Source organism: Amycolatopsis sp. EV170708-02-1, assembly GCF_022479115.1.
Taxonomy (GTDB): domain Bacteria; phylum Actinomycetota; class Actinomycetes; order Mycobacteriales; family Pseudonocardiaceae; genus Amycolatopsis.
The window spans coordinates 728,687-744,532 of record NZ_CP092497.1; the positions used below are offsets into that span (position 1 = coordinate 728,687).

General features: G+C 70.1%; 20 protein-coding genes and 1 pseudogene. 5 read left to right on the forward strand and 16 right to left on the reverse strand.

Annotation, left to right across the window (positions count from 1 at the left end; translation table 11 throughout):
* Positions 1-121 precede the first annotated feature (121 nt).
* The gene (locus MJQ72_RS03070; RefSeq protein WP_003096372.1) at positions 122-610 is read left to right on the forward strand and encodes a transcriptional regulator; all 489 of its coding nucleotides are present in this window, start codon (positions 122-124) and stop codon (positions 608-610) included.
* 109 nt (positions 611-719) lie between these two features.
* On the opposite strand, the gene nusB is transcribed toward MJQ72_RS03070, so the two are convergent.
* Genes nusB through MJQ72_RS03085 form a run of 3 tightly spaced genes read right to left on the reverse strand, consistent with a single transcriptional unit; the run spans position 720 to position 2,877 of the window.
* The gene (nusB, locus tag MJQ72_RS03075) at positions 720-1,184 is read right to left on the reverse strand and encodes a transcription antitermination factor NusB (RefSeq protein WP_063274190.1); all 465 of its coding nucleotides are present in this window, start codon (positions 1,182-1,184) and stop codon (positions 720-722) included.
* Complete coding sequence (gene efp / locus MJQ72_RS03080) at positions 1,184-1,747, reverse strand: elongation factor P (RefSeq protein ID WP_240597445.1); 564 nt, start codon at positions 1,745-1,747, stop codon at positions 1,184-1,186. The genes nusB and efp overlap by 1 nt, the downstream gene beginning before the upstream one ends.
* A 38-nt stretch (positions 1,748-1,785) precedes the next feature.
* Complete coding sequence (locus MJQ72_RS03085; protein ID WP_240597447.1) at positions 1,786-2,877, reverse strand: Xaa-Pro peptidase family protein; 1,092 nt, start codon at positions 2,875-2,877, stop codon at positions 1,786-1,788.
* A 139-nt stretch (positions 2,878-3,016) separates the two neighbouring features.
* Here MJQ72_RS03085 and MJQ72_RS03090 point away from each other — a divergent pair, with 139 nt between their 5' ends.
* Positions 3,017-3,436: a B-4DMT family transporter gene (locus MJQ72_RS03090; protein WP_240601240.1), complete on the forward strand. Its 420-nt coding sequence runs from the start codon at positions 3,017-3,019 to the stop codon at positions 3,434-3,436.
* Here the strand turns inward: MJQ72_RS03090 and MJQ72_RS03095 are convergent.
* The 11 genes from MJQ72_RS03095 to MJQ72_RS03145 all read right to left on the reverse strand — a co-directional run bounded on the left by MJQ72_RS03095 (position 3,391) and on the right by MJQ72_RS03145 (position 12,246).
* Positions 3,391-4,875, reverse strand: coding sequence for a beta-xylosidase (locus MJQ72_RS03095; protein ID WP_240601241.1), 1,485 nt, complete (start codon positions 4,873-4,875; stop codon positions 3,391-3,393). The genes MJQ72_RS03090 and MJQ72_RS03095 overlap by 46 nt on opposite strands.
* A 60-nt stretch (positions 4,876-4,935) precedes the next feature.
* Positions 4,936-5,862, reverse strand: coding sequence for a GNAT family N-acetyltransferase (locus MJQ72_RS03100; protein ID WP_240597448.1), 927 nt, complete (start codon positions 5,860-5,862; stop codon positions 4,936-4,938).
* Positions 5,859-6,290, reverse strand: coding sequence for a type II 3-dehydroquinate dehydratase (gene aroQ / locus MJQ72_RS03105; protein ID WP_240597450.1), 432 nt, complete (start codon positions 6,288-6,290; stop codon positions 5,859-5,861). Before aroQ ends, MJQ72_RS03100 begins: the two co-directional genes overlap by 4 nt.
* A complete protein-coding gene (gene aroB / locus MJQ72_RS03110) occupies positions 6,287-7,396 on the reverse strand; it encodes a 3-dehydroquinate synthase (RefSeq protein WP_240597452.1) in 1,110 nt (369 codons plus the stop codon). The genes aroQ and aroB overlap by 4 nt, the downstream gene beginning before the upstream one ends.
* An 8-nt stretch (positions 7,397-7,404) precedes the next feature.
* Complete coding sequence (locus tag MJQ72_RS03115; protein ID WP_240597454.1) at positions 7,405-7,812, reverse strand: hypothetical protein; 408 nt, start codon at positions 7,810-7,812, stop codon at positions 7,405-7,407.
* Positions 7,809-8,333: a shikimate kinase gene (locus MJQ72_RS03120; RefSeq protein ID WP_240597456.1), complete on the reverse strand. Its 525-nt coding sequence runs from the start codon at positions 8,331-8,333 to the stop codon at positions 7,809-7,811. The genes MJQ72_RS03115 and MJQ72_RS03120 overlap by 4 nt, the downstream gene beginning before the upstream one ends.
* Positions 8,330-9,517 (reverse strand): chorismate synthase, encoded by a 1,188-nt coding sequence (aroC, locus tag MJQ72_RS03125; protein WP_037343929.1) that lies wholly within the window; start codon positions 9,515-9,517, stop codon positions 8,330-8,332. The genes MJQ72_RS03120 and aroC overlap by 4 nt, the downstream gene beginning before the upstream one ends.
* 47 nt (positions 9,518-9,564) lie before the next feature.
* Positions 9,565-10,176: an A24 family peptidase gene (locus tag MJQ72_RS03130; protein ID WP_240597458.1), complete on the reverse strand. Its 612-nt coding sequence runs from the start codon at positions 10,174-10,176 to the stop codon at positions 9,565-9,567.
* Between the two features lie 566 nt (positions 10,177-10,742).
* On the reverse strand, positions 10,743-11,372 hold the full coding sequence (locus MJQ72_RS03135; RefSeq protein ID WP_240597460.1) for an anti-sigma factor: 630 nt from the start codon (positions 11,370-11,372) through the stop codon (positions 10,743-10,745).
* Positions 11,369-11,881 carry a sigma-70 family RNA polymerase sigma factor gene (locus MJQ72_RS03140; RefSeq protein ID WP_125675061.1) on the reverse strand — a complete coding sequence of 171 codons (513 nt, stop codon included), beginning with the start codon at positions 11,879-11,881 and terminating at the stop codon, positions 11,369-11,371. The genes MJQ72_RS03135 and MJQ72_RS03140 overlap by 4 nt, the downstream gene beginning before the upstream one ends.
* Positions 11,878-12,246, reverse strand: coding sequence for a hypothetical protein (locus MJQ72_RS03145; protein WP_240597462.1), 369 nt, complete (start codon positions 12,244-12,246; stop codon positions 11,878-11,880). Before MJQ72_RS03145 ends, MJQ72_RS03140 begins: the two co-directional genes overlap by 4 nt.
* Before the next feature lie 131 nt (positions 12,247-12,377).
* Here MJQ72_RS03145 and MJQ72_RS03150 point away from each other — a divergent pair, with 131 nt between their 5' ends.
* Positions 12,378-12,821, forward strand: a complete 444-nt coding sequence (locus MJQ72_RS03150; RefSeq protein ID WP_240597464.1) for a ubiquinol-cytochrome c reductase iron-sulfur subunit — start codon at positions 12,378-12,380, stop codon at positions 12,819-12,821.
* 62 nt (positions 12,822-12,883) lie between these two features.
* Here MJQ72_RS03150 and MJQ72_RS03155 read toward each other — a convergent pair whose 3' ends face one another.
* Complete coding sequence (locus tag MJQ72_RS03155; protein WP_219153092.1) at positions 12,884-13,339, reverse strand: PTS glucose transporter subunit IIA; 456 nt, start codon at positions 13,337-13,339, stop codon at positions 12,884-12,886.
* A pseudogene (locus MJQ72_RS03160) lies at positions 13,336-13,581 on the reverse strand (glucose PTS transporter subunit EIIB); the annotation flags it as partial. The pseudogene MJQ72_RS03160 and the gene MJQ72_RS03155, both read right to left, overlap by 4 nt.
* A 225-nt stretch (positions 13,582-13,806) precedes the next feature.
* Between MJQ72_RS03160 and MJQ72_RS03165 the strand changes: the two are divergent.
* Together MJQ72_RS03165 and MJQ72_RS03170 are read left to right on the forward strand one after the other, a co-directional pair.
* Complete coding sequence (locus MJQ72_RS03165) at positions 13,807-14,595, forward strand: GntR family transcriptional regulator (RefSeq protein WP_240597471.1); 789 nt, start codon at positions 13,807-13,809, stop codon at positions 14,593-14,595.
* Positions 14,592-15,845: a PTS transporter subunit EIIC gene (locus MJQ72_RS03170; RefSeq protein WP_240597473.1), complete on the forward strand. Its 1,254-nt coding sequence runs from the start codon at positions 14,592-14,594 to the stop codon at positions 15,843-15,845. The genes MJQ72_RS03165 and MJQ72_RS03170 overlap by 4 nt, the downstream gene beginning before the upstream one ends.
* Position 15,846 lies beyond the last annotated feature (1 nt).

The window sequence follows — 15,846 nt, forward strand, 5'->3', positions numbered from 1 at the left end:
GAAAGCACCCGCTTGACCTGGTGACAACTATGCGTAACCATTACTCTGAGTATTCGACTCTAGGAGTCCCCTGGATCGGTCACCCCGACCGGTTGGGGGTGAGGAAACGGAGAACCACCAGATGGGCGATTACGCCAAGGCGCTCGGGGCCAAGCTCCGCGGGATCCGCCAGCAGCAGGGCCTGTCCCTGCACGGGGTCGAGCAGAAGTCCGGAGGCCGCTGGAAGGCCGTCGTCGTCGGTTCGTACGAGCGCGGCGACCGCGCCGTCACCGTGCAGAAGCTCGCCGAGCTCGCCGATTTCTACGGCGTCCCGGTGGTCGAGCTGCTGCCGGAGGGCCGGGTGCCGTCGGGCGCCGAGCCCGCCACGAAGATCGTCATCAACCTGGAGCGTCTCCAGCAGCTCCCGGCGGAGAAGGTCGGGCCGCTCGCCCGCTACGCCGCCACCATCCAGAGCCAGCGCGGCGACTACAACGGCAAGGTGCTCTCCATCCGCACCGAGGACCTGCGTTCGCTGGCGATCATCTACGACATGACCCCCGGCGAGCTCACCGAGCAGCTGATCGACTGGGGTGTGCTGCCGCCCGAGGCTCGACCGTCCAAAGAGGACTAGAGATGGCGACGTTTTCGGTCCGGGGGGACCGGAAACGCCAACCGGCACCACCGAGCACGAGAACGGGCCGTGCCCTCGGCAGAGGACACGGCCCGTCGCAGTACGTCTTCTAGAGGACCGCGCGCAGCCTGTCGGCGATCGTGCCGATCCGGCCGAGCACGCCGTTCACGAAGCGCGGCGAATCGTCGGTCGACAGCTCCTTCGCCAGCCCGACGGCCTCGTCGATGGCGACCGGGTCCGGTACGTCCTCGGCCCACAGCAGCTCGTAGACGCCGACCCGCAGCACCGCCAGGTCCACCGGCGGCATCCGGTCCAGCGTCCAGCCCTGAGCGTGCTCGGAGAGCAGCTCGTCGATCTGGGTCTTGCGGCCGGTGACGCCCTCGACCAGCGAGATCGTGTAGTCCGCGATCGGGTCGACCTCGACCGAACCGACCCGGTCCGCCAGCAGCGTCACCGCGTCGGCACCGCGCTGGGCGGCCTCGTACATCATCTCGACGGCCCGCTTGCGGGCCTGACGACGGCTGATCGGCCCGCCGCGGTTCGGCGACTTGCCGGATTTGGCTGAGTCGGCCATCAGCTGGAAACGCGGCCCAGGTAGCGGCCGTCACGGGTGTCGACCTTGATCTTCTCGCCGGTGGTGAGGAACAGCGGCACCTGGATCTCGGCGCCGGTCTCCAGGGTGGCGGGCTTGGTGCCACCGGTGGAGCGGTCGCCCTGCAGGCCGGGGTCGGTGTGCTGGACGACGAGCTCGACCGAGGTCGGCAGCTCGATGTACAGCGGCGTGCCGTCGTGCACCGCGACCTGGACCTCGAAGTTCTCGAGCAGGTAGTTCGCGTTGTCGCCGACGGTCTCGGCCAGCACGGTGATCTGGTCGTAGGTCTCCGCGTCCATGAACACGAAGTCCGCGCCGTCCTTGTACAGGTACGTCATGTTGCGGCGGTCGACGGTGGCCGTGTCGACCTTCGTCCCCGCGTTGAAGGTCTTGTCGACGACCTTGCCGGTGAGCACGTGCTTGAGCGTGGTGCGGACGAACGCGCCGCCCTTGCCCGGCTTGACGTGCTGGAACGCGGTGACGGTCCAGAGCTGGCCGTCGAGGTTGAGGACGAGCCCGTTCTTCAGGTCGTTGGTGGTGGCCACGAGTGTGCAGTCTCCTGTGTCGATCTTCCGGGCCGTCGTCAGACGACCACGAGTTCCTTGGTGCTCAGCGTGAGGAGTTCGGGCGTACCTTCCCGCACGACCAGCGTGTCCTCGATGCGCACGCCTCCGCGTCCGGGCAGATACACACCAGGCTCGACGGTGACGGCCATACCGGCGGACAGTGTACCGACGCCGGTGGTGGCGAGGCTGGGCGCCTCGTGCACCTGCAGTCCGACGCCGTGGCCGAGGCCGTGGCCGAACTCCTCGCCGCGCCCCGCGTCGACGATCACGCCACGAGCCGCTTTGTCCACTTCGGACACTTCGGCACCGGGCAGGACGGCGTCGCAGCCCGCCGCCTGCGCGCGCTGGACCAGCTCGTAGATCTCCTCCTGCCAGGCCGCGGGCTTGCCGAGGACGAACGTGCGGGTCATGTCGGAGTGGTAGCCGTCGACCGTGGCACCGAAGTCGATCTTGACGAAGTCCCCGGTCGCCAGCACGGCCGAGGTGGGCCGGTGGTGCGGGATCGCGGAGTTGGCGCCCGCCGCGACGATGGTGTCGAACGAGGGCCCGGTCGAGCCGTGGCCGAGCATGCGGTTCTCGAGGTCACGGGCGACGTCGAGCTCGGTGCGGCCGGGGCGGAGCCCGCCGGCGGACACCAGGTCCTCCAGCGCCCTGTCCGCCGCCGCGCACGCCTGGCGCAGCGCCTCGATCTCCTGCTCGTCCTTGACCAGCCGCAGCTGCTCGACGAGACCGGGCGTCCGGACCAGCTCGACGCGGTCGAAGCGGACCTTGAGCTCCTCGTGCTGCTCGACACTCACGTGCTGGCTCTCGAAGCCGGTCTTGCCGAGCTTCTTCCCCGCCGCCAGATCGGCCAGCTTCGCCGCGCTCGCGCGGTCCAGCACCCGTTCGAGATCGGGGACCTCCGTCGCCGACTGGACCTGGTAACGGCCGTCGGTGCAGAAGATCGTCTTGTCGTCGCCGCTCCCGTGGACGAGGAGAGCGGCGTTGGACCCGGTGAAGCCGGTCAGGTACCTGATGTTGAGCAGGTCCGTGACCAGCAGCGCGTCCACCCCGGAGTCGGCCAGCAGGGAACGCAGCGCCGCGCGGCGGCGAGAGAAGTATTCACGCACGTCATGGAGTTTAGGGGGTGGGCCGCCGGTGGCACGCTTTTCGCCTGCTGCTGGCGCTCGCTGTGGCTCGTGGGCGCGTGGGTCGCTACTGGCGAGTTAAACTCCCCCAATGGCACCGTGGCTGACTCGTGGACTCGTGATGGCGCTGCTGCACGGCGCGGCCGTCACCGTGCTGGCCAAGTACGAGGTCTTCAACCCCACCGACAAGACGCTCGTGACCTCCCTCGCCCTCGCCGTCCTGGTCGGCGCGGCGGCGGGCTGGGGTGCCGTGGACGCCTGGCAGGGCAAACCCGAACGCGGCAAGAACTGGTTCATCGCGGCGCTGATCGCCGGCCCGGTCTCGGGCGTGCTGTACGTGATCGGCCGGGCGGTATTCGTCGACCAGACCGGCGCTTCGGAGCTCGGCGGCGCGCTCACCGGCGGCGCCGCCTTCTCGGCCCTGCTGGTGCTCATCCCGGCCGGGCTCGGCCTGTTCGTCGGCGGCCGCATCACCAGGACCGGCGACGACGAGGATCAGCCGGCGAGCGAGAAACCGGCCGGGAAGCCGTCCCAGGCCTGATCACTGATCTCTTCGACGGTCGAGTCGTTCAGCGCCGCCATCCCGGCGTCCGGCACCGTGTACAGCTTGCCGTCGAGCACCACGCCGAACCCGCGACCGGGCGCGTGCACCGCCTTCGCCCCGGCGCTCAGCCGCGCGGCCTGCGGGAACTTGTCGACGACCTTGAGCCGCTGGTCCAGCACCTCGCCCGCGAGCGCCGCCGCCACCGAGCGCCGGTCGACCCGCACGAGCTTGCCGTCGGCCACCAGATCGATGGTCCGCTGCGGCGACGGCATCGCGACGCCTTCGAACGAGGTCCGGACGCGGGCGTCGCCGTCGCACGCGCGCGAGCCGCGGACGTCCAGGCCGAAATGCTTCAGGTCGGTCGGTGCCCCCGCGCCGCCGACGACCGTGGCGCGGACGACATCGAACGGCACCCGATCGCACACGTCGCCCGACGAGAGCGGCGCGTGCCCGTCGGGCCGCCGGACCAGGCCGGGGCCTTCCTTCCAGGCGCCGGGGATGAGCGACGGCCGGTACGGCTGCGCGGAGAAGTCCCTGGTCCAGAAGGTGAGCGTGGTCCCGGCGTCGGTCTCGTGCGCGATCACGAAGGCGTCGAGCGCACCGACCCACATGAGGTCGGTGCTGAACCCGTCGACCAGCGAGCGGGTGCGCGGCGAGATCGTGGTGGGCTTGGCGACGAAGCCCTGCTCCCCCAGCGTCTCCACGCCCCGGGTGAACGCCGCGTCCCTGGCGCGGAGCAGGAACTGCCCGGCACCGTTCCACCCGGCGGCCTTGGCCGTGGTGTCGGTGAAGAGCACGTAGAACCAGCCGTCGAGGTACACCGCCGAGGGCTGGCCCGCGCCGTAGACGTTGGCGCGGTGGACGTCGTGCGCCGGTCCGATGATCGGCTGCCCGCCTGCCGCGCGGGTCCAGTTGAGCCCGTCGGGGCTGGTCGCGAGGCCGATCGAGTTGCCGAGGGCGTGATCGCCCGCCGCGCCGGTGTAATACATGTAGTAGGTCGAGCCGACCTTGATCACCGACGGGTCGCAGGTGTGCATCCCGTCGAAACCGCCGGGCGCGCCGGAGAACACCGCCGCCGGGCCACCGCCGGACGGGCCGGTGAAGGGTCCGTCGAGCGAGGGCGACTGCGCGTAGAGGACGTCGTCACCGGGCGGCTGGGCGCTGCCGTACTGGCTGCACCACCACATCTTGAGTTTGCCGCCGTCCCGCATCACGGTCGGGCTGTAGTTGTAGACCGCGTCCTGATCGCCCGCGGCGATCACGCCGCCGCTGGCCCGGGGATCGCTCGTCGCGAGCTCGACGTCCATCGGCCGCGGCTTTTCCTGGGGCGCCTGCTGGGCGCCGCCGATCCCGCCGCCCTTGCCGTCGGCCTGGGACTGCACGTTCCCGTCGCTGCACGCCGCGAGGACCGCGCCCGCCGCGACGACGGCCACCACGGCACGGGCGGGTCGCCGACCCCCACGAAAAAGGCGCATGATGGCCGAGTGTAGCGAGGCTTAACCCGGCCGGGTGACGTCAGTACCCGGGAGGGCGACCAATTCCACTTCGAAGCCGTCGGCGTTTTCGAGGTAGGCGGCGTAGTGATGGTCACCGCCCGCATTCGGATAGCGGTCCGCGAACATCGGCGACCAGCCGTGTTCGACGGCCCGCGAAGCCAGTTCATCCACCCGATCGCGTGACTCGACGTGCAGCGCGAGGTGGTTCAGGCCCGGCGCGGTGCGGTCGTGCTCTTCGCCGCTGAGCGCCGGAGAACGTTCGACGACCAGGTAGGTCACGCCGTGCTTCCAGCTGACCCCGGCGGGCCAGCGCTGGAACTCCCGCCAGCCGAGCTCGCCCAGCAGCCAGCCCCAGCTCTCCTCGGCGCGGCCGAGATCGGGCACCCACAGCTCGATGTGGTGCGCGCGGCCATGCGCCGACGGCAACGCGACGAAGACGCGATGCGGCCCGCTGCCGTAGTGGTCGCCGCCGCCGACATCAAGGAAACCCAAGCGCCGCACCAGGTTCTGACTGGCCACATTGGACTCCCCGACCAGCGCCCACACCGAGGACAGGCCCAGCCCGACGAGCCCGTGCTCCAGCAGTGCCTTCGCGGCCTCGGTCGCCAGCCCCTGCCCGCCGTGCGCCCGCGACAGGTAGTACCCGAGCTCCGGAACGTCGCCGGGAAGCTCCTGCGACGGCCGCAGATGCGCGAGCCCGATCACCTCTCCGTCGCGCTCGATCGCCCAGTGCCCCATTCCCGCCGGGCCGTCGTAGGACAGCCTGCGGCCGACCATGGCGCGGACCAGATCCGGCTCGGTCAGCGGTGTCGCGAAATGCGCGCTCATCGCCGGGTCGGCGAAGAGTTCGACGATCGCGTCGGTGTCGGCTGCCGTCAGCGCGCGCAGCCGCAGCCTCGCGGTCTTGAGCTCGGGCGGGTGGTTCACGCCGCGTTCGCGGCCATCCAGCGCAGGGCCAGCGGGTAGCCGTCGACCCCGAGCCCGGCGATCACCGCGGTGGCGATATCCGACAGCACGCTGTGGTGCCGGAACGCCTCGCGTTTGTGCACGTTGGAGATGTGCAGTTCGATCAGCGGCGCCTTGAGCTGGGCGGCGGCGTCGCGGACGGCGATCGAGTAGTGCGTCCACGCGGCGGCGTTGAGCACCACCGGCCAGCCCGCGTCGGCGGCTTCGTGCAGCCAGCCGACCATCTCGCCCTCGTGGTCGGTCTGCCGGACCTCGACGTCGATCCCCAGCTCCTTGCCGGTTTCGACGCAGGTGGAGGCCAGATCCGCGTGGGTGGCCGAACCGTAGATCCCGGGCTCGCGCAGGCCGAGCCTGCCGAGGTTGGGGCCGTTGAGGACGAGCACCTTCACAGCAGCACGCTCCCGCCCGGTTTGGGGGCCTCGCCCGCCACCACCGAGTACGCCGCGGCGAGCAGCGACGGGTCCGGGCCTTCCAGCCTGCCGGGCTTCGCGAGCCCGTCGAGGACGACGAAACGCAGCACGCCCGAACGGGTCTTCTTGTCGCCCTTCATCGTCTCCAGCAGCTGCGGGAGCGCGTCGGGGTCGTAGGTGGTCGGCAGGCCCAGCAGCTTGAGCACCTTCGAGTGCCGCTCGGCGGTGGCGTCGTCGAGACGACCGGCCAGCCGCGCGAGCTCGGCGGCGAACACCAGGCCGACGCTGACCGCCGCGCCGTGACGCCACCGGTACCGCTCACGGCGTTCGATGGCGTGGGCGAGCGTGTGCCCGTAGTTGAGGATCTCGCGCAGATCCGATTCGCGCAGATCCGCGGCGACGACGTCGGCCTTGACCTGGATCGAGCGGCGGACCAGCTCGCCGAGGACCTCGCCGGTGGTGTCCAGCGCCGCGGCGGGATCCTGCTCGACGAGCTCGACGATGCGCGGGTCCGCGATGAACCCGGCCTTGACCACCTCGGCCATTCCGGCGACGAGTTCGTTGGGAGGCAACGTTTCCAGCGTCGCGAGGTCGACGAGGACCGCGCTCGGCTCGTGGAAGACGCCGACCAGGTTCTTGCCGGCCTCGGTGTTGATGCCGGTCTTCCCGCCGAGGGACGCGTCGACCATGCCCAGCAGCGTGGTGGGCACGTTGACCAGCCGGACGCCGCGCATCCAGGTGGCGGCGACGAACCCGGCGAGGTCGGTCACGGCGCCGCCGCCGAGCCCGACGACCACGCCCTGGCGGTCGAGGCCGATGCGGCCGAGGACCTCCCAGCAGAAGCTGGCGACGGTGAGCGCCTTGCCGTCTTCGGCGTCGGGGATCTCGACCCGGTGCGCGTCGATGCCGGCCTCGGCCAGCTCGTCGCGGATGGCCTCGGCGGTGGTCGTCAGCGTCGGCGGGTGGATCAGCGCGACCTTGGAGGCGTCGGCGAGCTGCTCGGTGAGCTCGCCCAGCAGGCCGCGGCCGACGACGACGTCGTACGGCTTGGCGGTGTTGACGGTGATGCGGACCGGCTCGGTCATCGTTCCCCTCACTTCGGCGGAAGCCGCTTGGCCCTCGCGACCTCACAGGTGATCTTGCCCTTGACCGGGGTGTCCCCCGGGATCTCTTCGGTCACCGTCTGGCCGGGCGTCATCCGGTTCTTCGCGAACAGCGCCTCACCGGAGGCCTTGCCCTCGGCGTCCTTGATCGCGATGGTGACGGCGTACCGCGCGTCCTCACCGGTGCTGTTGGTGACCTCGATGGTGATCTTCGGGGTGTAGCCGCCGCTGTCGCATTTGGTGACCTTGACGTCGGCCGCGACATCCGTCTCCGGTGCGGCGCCGGTGGCCGCGCTCGTCTGGATCACGTCCGCGCCGGGAGGCTGTTTCTCCTCGCCGCACGCGGTCAGGGTCAAGGCCGCGACGGCGAGAAGGACTCCGGCGGTGGTGCGCTTCATGCTCGTTCCTTGCTGATCTCGGTCAGCCCGATGACGGCGGCTTCGACGACCTCGTCGGCGGTCAGCTGGTCGGTCTCGATCTCGAACGAGGCCACCTCGCGGTACACCGGCAGGCGCGCGTCGAGGAGCGCTTTGTAGGTGGCGCGGGGGTTCACCCCGGCCAGCAGCGGGCGCGCGGTCGAGAGCCCGGCGCGCTGGACACCCGCGGCCATCCCGACGTTGAGGAAGATCACGGTGTGCCCGGCGAGGCGTTCGCGGGTGCCCGGCGTGATCGGCGCTCCCCCGCCCAGGGAAAGGACGCCTTCGTGTTCGGCCAGCGCCTTCGCGACCATCTCCTCCTCCAGCGCGCGGAAGGCGGGCTCGCCCTCCTCGGCGAAGATGTCGGTGATGGGCTTGCCCGCGCTCGCGACGATGTCGTCGTCGCTGTCGCGGAAGGCGAGACCGAGCCGGGCGGCGAGCGCCGGGCCGACCGTGCTCTTGCCCGAGCCCGGCGGCCCGATGATCACCGCGCGAGGGGTCACCAGCGCTCCTCGAGCGCCTTCAAGTAGGCCTCGACGTTGCGCTTGCCCTCGATCAGCGAGTCGCCGCCGAACTTCTCCAGCGCGGCGTCGGCGAGCACGAGCGCGACCACCGACTCCAGCACGACCCCGGCGCGGGGTACCGCGCAGACGTCGGAACGCTGGTGGATGGCCACCGCGGGTTCCCCGGTGGTGACATCCACAGTGGACAGTGCTTTGGGGACGGTCGAGATCGGCTTCATGGCGACGCGCACGCGCAGCGGCTCGCCGTTGGTGATGCCGCCTTCGAGCCCGCCCGCGCGGTTGGACCGGCGGGTCACCCCGACCGGGCCGGTGCCGCGGTCGATCTCGTCGTGGGCCTGGCTGCCCCAGCGCTTGGCCGTGGTGAAGCCGTCGCCGACCTCCACGCCCTTCATCGCCTGGACACCCATGAGCGCGCCGGCGAGGCGGGCGTCGAGCCTGCGGTCCCAGTGGACGTGCGAGCCGAGGCCCGGCGGCAGGCCGTACGCGATCACCTCGATCACGCCGCCGACGGTGTCACCCGCCTTCCGCACGGCGTCGACCTCGGCGACCATCGCGTCGGTCCCCTCCTGGCCGAAGGCGCGGACCGGGCTCTCGTCGATGGCCGGGAGGTCCGACGGCACCGGCAGCGGCCCCTCGGGCGCCGAGGCGCCGCCGATGGAGACGACGTGGCTGAGGATCTCGACCCCGAGCAGCTGCTTGAGGTACGCGCGGGCCACCGTGCCGAGCGCCGTGCGGGACGCCGTCTCGCGGGCACTCGCGCGCTCCAGCACCGGACGGGCCTCGGGGAAGCCGTACTTCTGCATGCCGGGCAGGTCCGCGTGGCCGGGCCGGGGACGCGTCAGCGGCTCGTTGCGCGCGAGGCCTTCCAGCTCCTCGGCGGGCACGGGATCGGCCGACATGACCTTCTCCCACTTGGGCCACTCGGCGTTCTCGATCTGGACCGCGACGGGGCCACCCTGGGTGAGCCCGTGCCGGACACCGCCGGTGAACTCGATGTGGTCGGTCTCGAACCCCATCCGGGGGCTGCGGCCGAACCCGAGCCTCCGGCGCGCGAGCTGCTCGCCCACTTCGGCGGTGGTGACCTCGACCCCGGCGGGCATCCCTTCCAGGATGGCGGCGAGGGCGGGTCCGTGCGATTCCCCTGCGGTTATCCAGCGCAACACCTGACAGATCCTGTCACAACCTCCCAACCTTCCTAGGAAGGGTCGGGCTATCCAGGGCCGGGTCCGGCGAAGACGGCGAGCGCCCACGCCGCGACCAGGAGACCGGGACCGTGCGGCACCGTGGGATGCCGGGGCCCGCCCACCGCGAGCGCCACGCTCAGTAACGCGGCTGCGACGGCGCCGAGCACGATGGACGGCCAGCCCGTCGCAGCGAGGACCGCGCCGAGGCTGCCGGCGAGCTTCACGTCCCCGGCGCCGAGCGAGCGCGGCGACACCGCGTGCACGAGCGCGTGCGCCCCGCCGAACACCAGCGCGCCCAGCACCGCCCGCCACGCGATGGCGGCCCCTCCCCCGTGCGCGGCGAGCGCAAGCGCGGCGGCCAGCGCCGGGTAAGCGGGCAGGGTCAGGATGTCGGGCAGGCGGCGGTACTTCAGGTCGGCGAGGGTGAGCGGGACCGCGAAGACGGTCAGCACGGCCGGGACCGCGAGCCACCACGACGGCCACGCTCCCGACTGGTACCTGAGGCAGACCGCGACGAGCGCCGCCGCGGTGAGGGCGGCGGCCCAGGCCGTGATCGGCGCTCCGGCGCGGCGCAGGCAGGAGCGCGTGGCGAGCGCCGATCCGGCGCCCGCCACCGCGAAGGCGATCGGCGTGAACACGAGATCAAGAGTGCGTCCGGTGGTTCACCGGGGCAAGATTTTCTTTTCGTGACAGGGACTTTCACGCCTTTTCGCCAGGTCGGGCGGGGGTGCGGAAGTCGTGAACGGACCGTTCACGCACGGGCGCGCGGCGCGGGGGCGGCCGGGTTGGTCGTGAGTGGCGTTTCGGGTTAGGGCGGATCTGTATTTGTTCACCCACTCCTGAGCAGGGCGAATGTCGAGAGTCGTACGAGTCTCGGGGGTGATGGTCGTGCCAGGTGCCGACGATGTAGGAATCGGGACGTTGAGCGTCCCGATTCCTACATCGTCGAGGGGGCCCTCGGGCCTAGGAGCTTGATCAACGGAAGATCGGGGACGTTGAATGTCCCGAATCCTCCGTTGATCAAGGTCATGCCGAGCGGGGAATCCTCCCCACTCGCCGATATCGGCTCCGCGACGGCAGCATGACGGCGTCAAGCCGAGTGGGTAAGCAAATACAGGTTCACCAGAACCCGAAACGCCACTCACGACCAACTGGACCCAATCCACCCCGTCCCCGGCTCCGAAGACCTGTCATGACACCGGGATCAGGGGTTCATCCGCAGCAGCGGGAGACCCGAGGGCGTGCGGATCTCCAGCGCCTTGATGTCCCCGGCGCGCATCGCGGTGCCGACCACGATATGCGCGGTGTCCTTGGGCATCGCGCGCCAGGACGCGAGCTCGCTGGTGCCGCCGTCGGCGCCGACGGCGACCAGGATGTAGTCCCCGGTGCGGGTGCCGCCGTAGCTGCAGGTCATGTCGACCTTCGTGCCGGTGTCCGTGGCGGACATGGCGACTTCGGCGGTCACCGGGTAGTCGCCGAGCGGGGTCATCGGGTCGCCCGCCGCCGCCATCGGCCCGGTCAGGACCACCACGAGCGCGACGCCGGCGGCCACGGCCAGCCCGGCCGCGGTGGTGGTGATCGCCCGTTGGATCCGCCTTCCCCGGCGGACCCGTTTGAGCACGGTCGGCAGCAGGTCCGGCGAGGGCGCCGGTTCGTCTTCCAGCAGGGCGGGAGCGCCGGCCTGGGCGAGCAGCCCGGGGATCCCGGCCAGGTCGCGCACGGACGCCGCACACCGGTCGCAGACGCGAAGGTGCTTTTCGTAGGCGGACCGGTCTTCCGGGGACAACGCACCGAGCACGTAGGCCGCGTCGTAGGTGGCGAAGGGGTCGGTCATTGAGTCACCCCTCTTTCCTCCAATATCAGCCGCAGCGCCCGCAGCGCGTAGTGCGTCCGCGACTTGATCGTCCCTTCGGCCACACCCAGCCGCTTCGCGGCGTCGGCGACGGAGTAACCCTGGAAATAGCACAGGACGAGGACGTCCCGGTGCCTCGGCGAGAGCTCGCCGAGCGCTTCGGCGACCAGCCAGCCCTGAACCGCCCGTTCGGTGCCGTCCGTGACCGCCGTTTCGGGCGGTTGCCCGGTCACCACCTCCGGATGCGCCTCGGAGGCGCGCCAGTCGTCGATGGCGATCCGTCTCGCCACGGTGAACAGCCAGCCCCGCGCCGATCCCTCGGACTGGTCGAGCACCTTGGCGTTGCGCCAGGCCCGCAGCAGCGTCTCCTGGACCACGTCCTCCGCGCGGACCCGGTCTCCGCTGGTGAGGTGCAGCGCGTAGGACCAGAGTGCCGCCGCGTGCTCGTCGTGCAGAGCCCGCATCAGCCGGTCCTCCGCGAATTCCTTCACCGATCCGTGCTTTCCCGGTTCAGGAGCAGCGGGAGCGCGAAGACCACGCAGGCCACTTCGGTGATCAGGCCCCACAGCTCGGCCTGGGTGGTGAAGCGCTCCGAGACGCCGAAGAATCCCGTGGTCAGCGAGAGCACGTACGCCCCCAGCGTGGCCAGGCCGAAGCCGATCGCCGCGAGCGCGGGAAGCCAGTGGTGCCACGCCAGGACGGCGATCGCGATGACCACGCCCGCCACGACGTTCACCAGGAAGAGCGGACCCACCACATCCGTTTCCGAGGCCCAGTCCTGCCATACGACGTAATGCACCCACGCCGAGCCGAGGAGGCCCGCCGCCACCACCGCCCGCAACAACCACCGGATCATGTCCGTATCTCTTTCCGCGTGTTCGGTTCCCCTATGCCTTTGAACACGGAAAAGAGGGCCTCTCGGTTCAATCCGGCACCCGATGGACGGCGAAATTGAACCGGATGGCCGCTCGGACCGTGTGTATGGGCATGACTGCCGAACTCCACTCCCGCCGCAAGGTCCTGACCACGGGCGCCGCCGTCGCCGGTGCCGCCGCCGGGACCATGGCCCTCACCGCCTGCGGAAGCGACGGCAACCCGCCGTCCGGTTCGACCGCCGCACCGCCCGCCGCGGCGCCGGGCGAGACCCTGACCGCGCTCTCCGACATCCAGGTCGGCCAGGCGAAGGCCGCCAAGACCGCCGACGGCAAGGACGTCATCGTCACCAGGACCGCCGAAGGCACGGCCGCCGCGTTCAGCGCGATCTGCACCCATCAGGGGTGCGCGGTCGTCCCCGAGGGCGCGGAACTCAAATGTCCCTGTCACAACTCGATCTTCGACGCCGTGACCGGCGCGGTCAAAAAGGGGCCCGCGGACCAGCCGCTGCCCTCGATCGCGGTCAAGGTCACCAACGGCCAGGTCGTCACGGCCTGAAACGCGAGAAGGGTCCCTTTAGGACGTGAATACCGTCCTAAAGGGACCCTTCTCGCGAGCTTTCAGCTGTCCCAGGTGAAAATCGCGTCGCCCGCCTCGACGTCTCCGCCGGTGAGCAGTCCGGAAAGGACCTCCGCCTTCGCGTCGAGCGCCACCACGGGCACGATCGGCGAGTAGCCCGCGGCCTTGACCGCGTCGGGGTCCCAGCCGACCACCGGCTGCCCGGCACGGACGGCCTCACCCTTGACGACGTGGAGGGTGAACCCCTCGCCCTTCTGCTTCACCGTGTCGATCCCCAGGTGGACCAGCACGCCGCGGCCGTCCTCGGTGGCCACCACGAACGCGTGCGGGTGCAGGGTCACGACCGTCCCGTCCACCGGGGCGACCGCGTCCTGGCGCCCGCCCGACGGCAGGACCGCGATGCCGGGGCCGACCATCGCCTGCGCGAAGACCGGATCGGGCACTTCGGTCATAGCGGTCGTCTTGCCGCCCACCGGGCTGAGGATTTCGAGACTCACAGCAGATCCTCGATGTCGCTGGCGATGTTGTCGGCCTCGGGGCCCACGATGACCTGAACACCGGCCCCCATGCGGACCACGCCCATCGCACCGGCGGCCTTCAGCGCCGCTTCGTCGAGCAGGCTCATGTCTTCGAGCTCACAGCGGAGCCGGGTGATACACCCCTCGACCTCGATGACGTTCTCGGCACCGCCGAGGCCCGCGAGGATCTTTTCCGCCCTGTCATCCGCCATCGCGGTCTCCCTGTTCCCTGTCGGTTTCCCACATGCGAACCAGCTGTACTACGCCGTTCGCCGACTCGCACCCGATCCCTGGCCACGAACGCGTAACGGTGGTTGACACCCGCTCGTGCGACGGAGCATCCTGCCCCATCGGATCATTGGTCTAGACCGGAACGTACCAATCTTCCGGACCAGATGCGAGTACGGGTTGCCCAACACGACCGGCCCGAAAGGACGGTGACCTTCATGAGCGCTTCGGCGCAGGTGCCGCCGTCCGACCGTGTGATCAACGGACCGACGCCCAAGCACGCCCAGCTGCGGGAGATTCTGCGCCGCACGGTGGAGCGTGAGCTACCCCCCGGCTCGCCGATCCCCTCGGAACGTGACCTCGCCGAGACCTACCAGGTGTCGAGGCTCACGGTCCGCTCGGCCATCGGCAAGCTGGTCGAAGAAGGGCTCTTGTCGCGGGTGCGCGGCAAGGGGACGTTCACCGCCGCGAGGCGGATGGAACTGCAGCTCTACCTGATGTCCTTCACCGAGGACATGCGCCGTCGCGGGATGACGCCGACCACGGAGGTCGTCAAAACGGCCACCGAGGTCCCGCCCGCCCCCTCGGCGCACGCGCTCGGCCTGACCGCCGGGACACCGGCGCACCACCTGGTGCGGCTCCGCCGTGCCGACGGGGTGCCGCTGGCGGTCGAACGCGGCTGGTATCACGCCGGCCGGATGCCCGGTCTGCTCGACCTCGATCTCACCCGATCGTTGTACGTCCAACTCGCCCAGTCGTACGACCTGCGCCCGGACCACGCGTGGCAGACGGTCTGGGCCGAATCCGCGGACCGCGAAACGGCACGCCTGCTCGGCATGCGCGCGGGCAGTCCGCTTCTCGTCTTCCGCCGGGTCTCCAGCGTCAACGGGGAACCGATCGAAGACATGACTTCCTGGTACCGGGGCGATCACTACCAGGTCACCATGCAGCTGGACCGGAACACCCCGGATTCCGGTCATCATCCTCACTACGGAGGTACCCGATGAGCTCCACCACCGCGGAGGGGGCGAAGGGCAAGGGCAAGGGACTGGCCGGGCTTCAGCGCTTCGGCCGCAGCCTCATGCTCCCCATCGCCGCTCTTCCCGCCGCAGGCCTCCTGTCCAGGCTGGGCCAAGACGACCTGCTCGGCAAAGACGGGCTCGGCTGGGACAAGGTCGCCGCGGTCCTCGGTTCCGCCGGCGACTCCCTGTTCAACTGGTTGCCGCTCCTGTTCGCGGTGGGTATCGCCGTCGGCTTCGCCCGTAAGAGCGACGGTGCCACCGGCCTCGCCGCCGTGGTCGGCTTCTTCGTGTTCACCAGTGTCCTCCGGGTGTTCGCGCCGTTCGCCGAGCTGCCGGGCTGGAACCCCGAAAAGCCCGCGGGCCTGATGCTCAACCCGCTCAAATGGCCCTACAGTGTGCTGGCCGGCGTGATCGTCGGTCTGGTCACCGCGCTGCTGTGGCAGAAGTTCTATCGCATCAAGCTGCCGCCGTACCTGGCCTTCTTCGGCGGCCGCCGGTTCGTGCCGATCATCACCGCCCTGACGCTGATGATCCTCGCGGTGCCGCTGGGCCTGGTCTTCCACTGGGTCAACGACGGCATCCAGGCGGCGGGCGAAGCGGTCACCGGCTCACCGGTGGTCGGTGGCGGTATCTACGGTGTGCTCAACCGGTTGCTGATCCCGGTCGGTCTGCACCAGCTGCTGAACGTGCCGGTGTGGTTCATCTTCGACGGTGGCGACCTGACCGAGTTCTTCAAGGGTGACCCGACCCGCGGCACCTTCATGACCGGGTTCTTCCCGATCTTCATGTTCGCCATCCCCGCCGCGGCGCTGGCGATCTGGCAGACCGCGAAGCCCAGCCAGAAGAAGATCGTCGGCGGTGTGATGATCGCCGGTGCGCTGACCTCGTTCCTGACCGGTGTCACCGAGCCGATCGAGTTCTCGTTCATGTTCGTCGCGTGGCCCCTGTACCTGATCCACGCGGTCCTGACCGGAACCTCGCTGGCGCTGGTGAACGCGCTCGACATCCACCTCGGCTTCTCCTTCTCCGCCGGGGCGATCGACTTCGCGCTCAACAGCTCACACCCGGCGGCCAGCAAGGCGTGGCTCCTCATCCCGATCGGCCTGGCCTACGGGGTCATCTATTACGTGATCTTCCGCTTCGTGATCAAGAAGTGGAACCTGCGTACCCCGGGCCGCGAGGACGACTCGATCGAGGCCGACCTCGAAGCCACCGCGGCCAAACCCGCCAAGTAGT

Coding starts and splice junctions, on each gene's coding strand:
- MJQ72_RS03145 (WP_240597462.1), bottom strand. CDS start 12,246: ATGATCCGGTGGTTGTTGCGGGCGGTGGTGGCGGCGGGCCTCCTCGGC.
- MJQ72_RS03170 (WP_240597473.1), top strand. CDS start 14,592: ATGAGCTCCACCACCGCGGAGGGGGCGAAGGGCAAGGGCAAGGGACTG.
- nusB (WP_063274190.1), bottom strand. CDS start 1,184: ATGGCCGACTCAGCCAAATCCGGCAAGTCGCCGAACCGCGGCGGGCCG.
- MJQ72_RS03070 (WP_003096372.1), top strand. CDS start 122: ATGGGCGATTACGCCAAGGCGCTCGGGGCCAAGCTCCGCGGGATCCGC.
- MJQ72_RS03165 (WP_240597471.1), top strand. CDS start 13,807: ATGAGCGCTTCGGCGCAGGTGCCGCCGTCCGACCGTGTGATCAACGGA.
- MJQ72_RS03150 (WP_240597464.1), top strand. CDS start 12,378: ATGACTGCCGAACTCCACTCCCGCCGCAAGGTCCTGACCACGGGCGCC.
- MJQ72_RS03135 (WP_240597460.1), bottom strand. CDS start 11,372: ATGACCGACCCCTTCGCCACCTACGACGCGGCCTACGTGCTCGGTGCG.
- aroB (WP_240597452.1), bottom strand. CDS start 7,396: ATGACCGAGCCGGTCCGCATCACCGTCAACACCGCCAAGCCGTACGAC.
- MJQ72_RS03115 (WP_240597454.1), bottom strand. CDS start 7,812: ATGAAGCGCACCACCGCCGGAGTCCTTCTCGCCGTCGCGGCCTTGACC.
- MJQ72_RS03090 (WP_240601240.1), top strand. CDS start 3,017: ATGGCGCTGCTGCACGGCGCGGCCGTCACCGTGCTGGCCAAGTACGAG.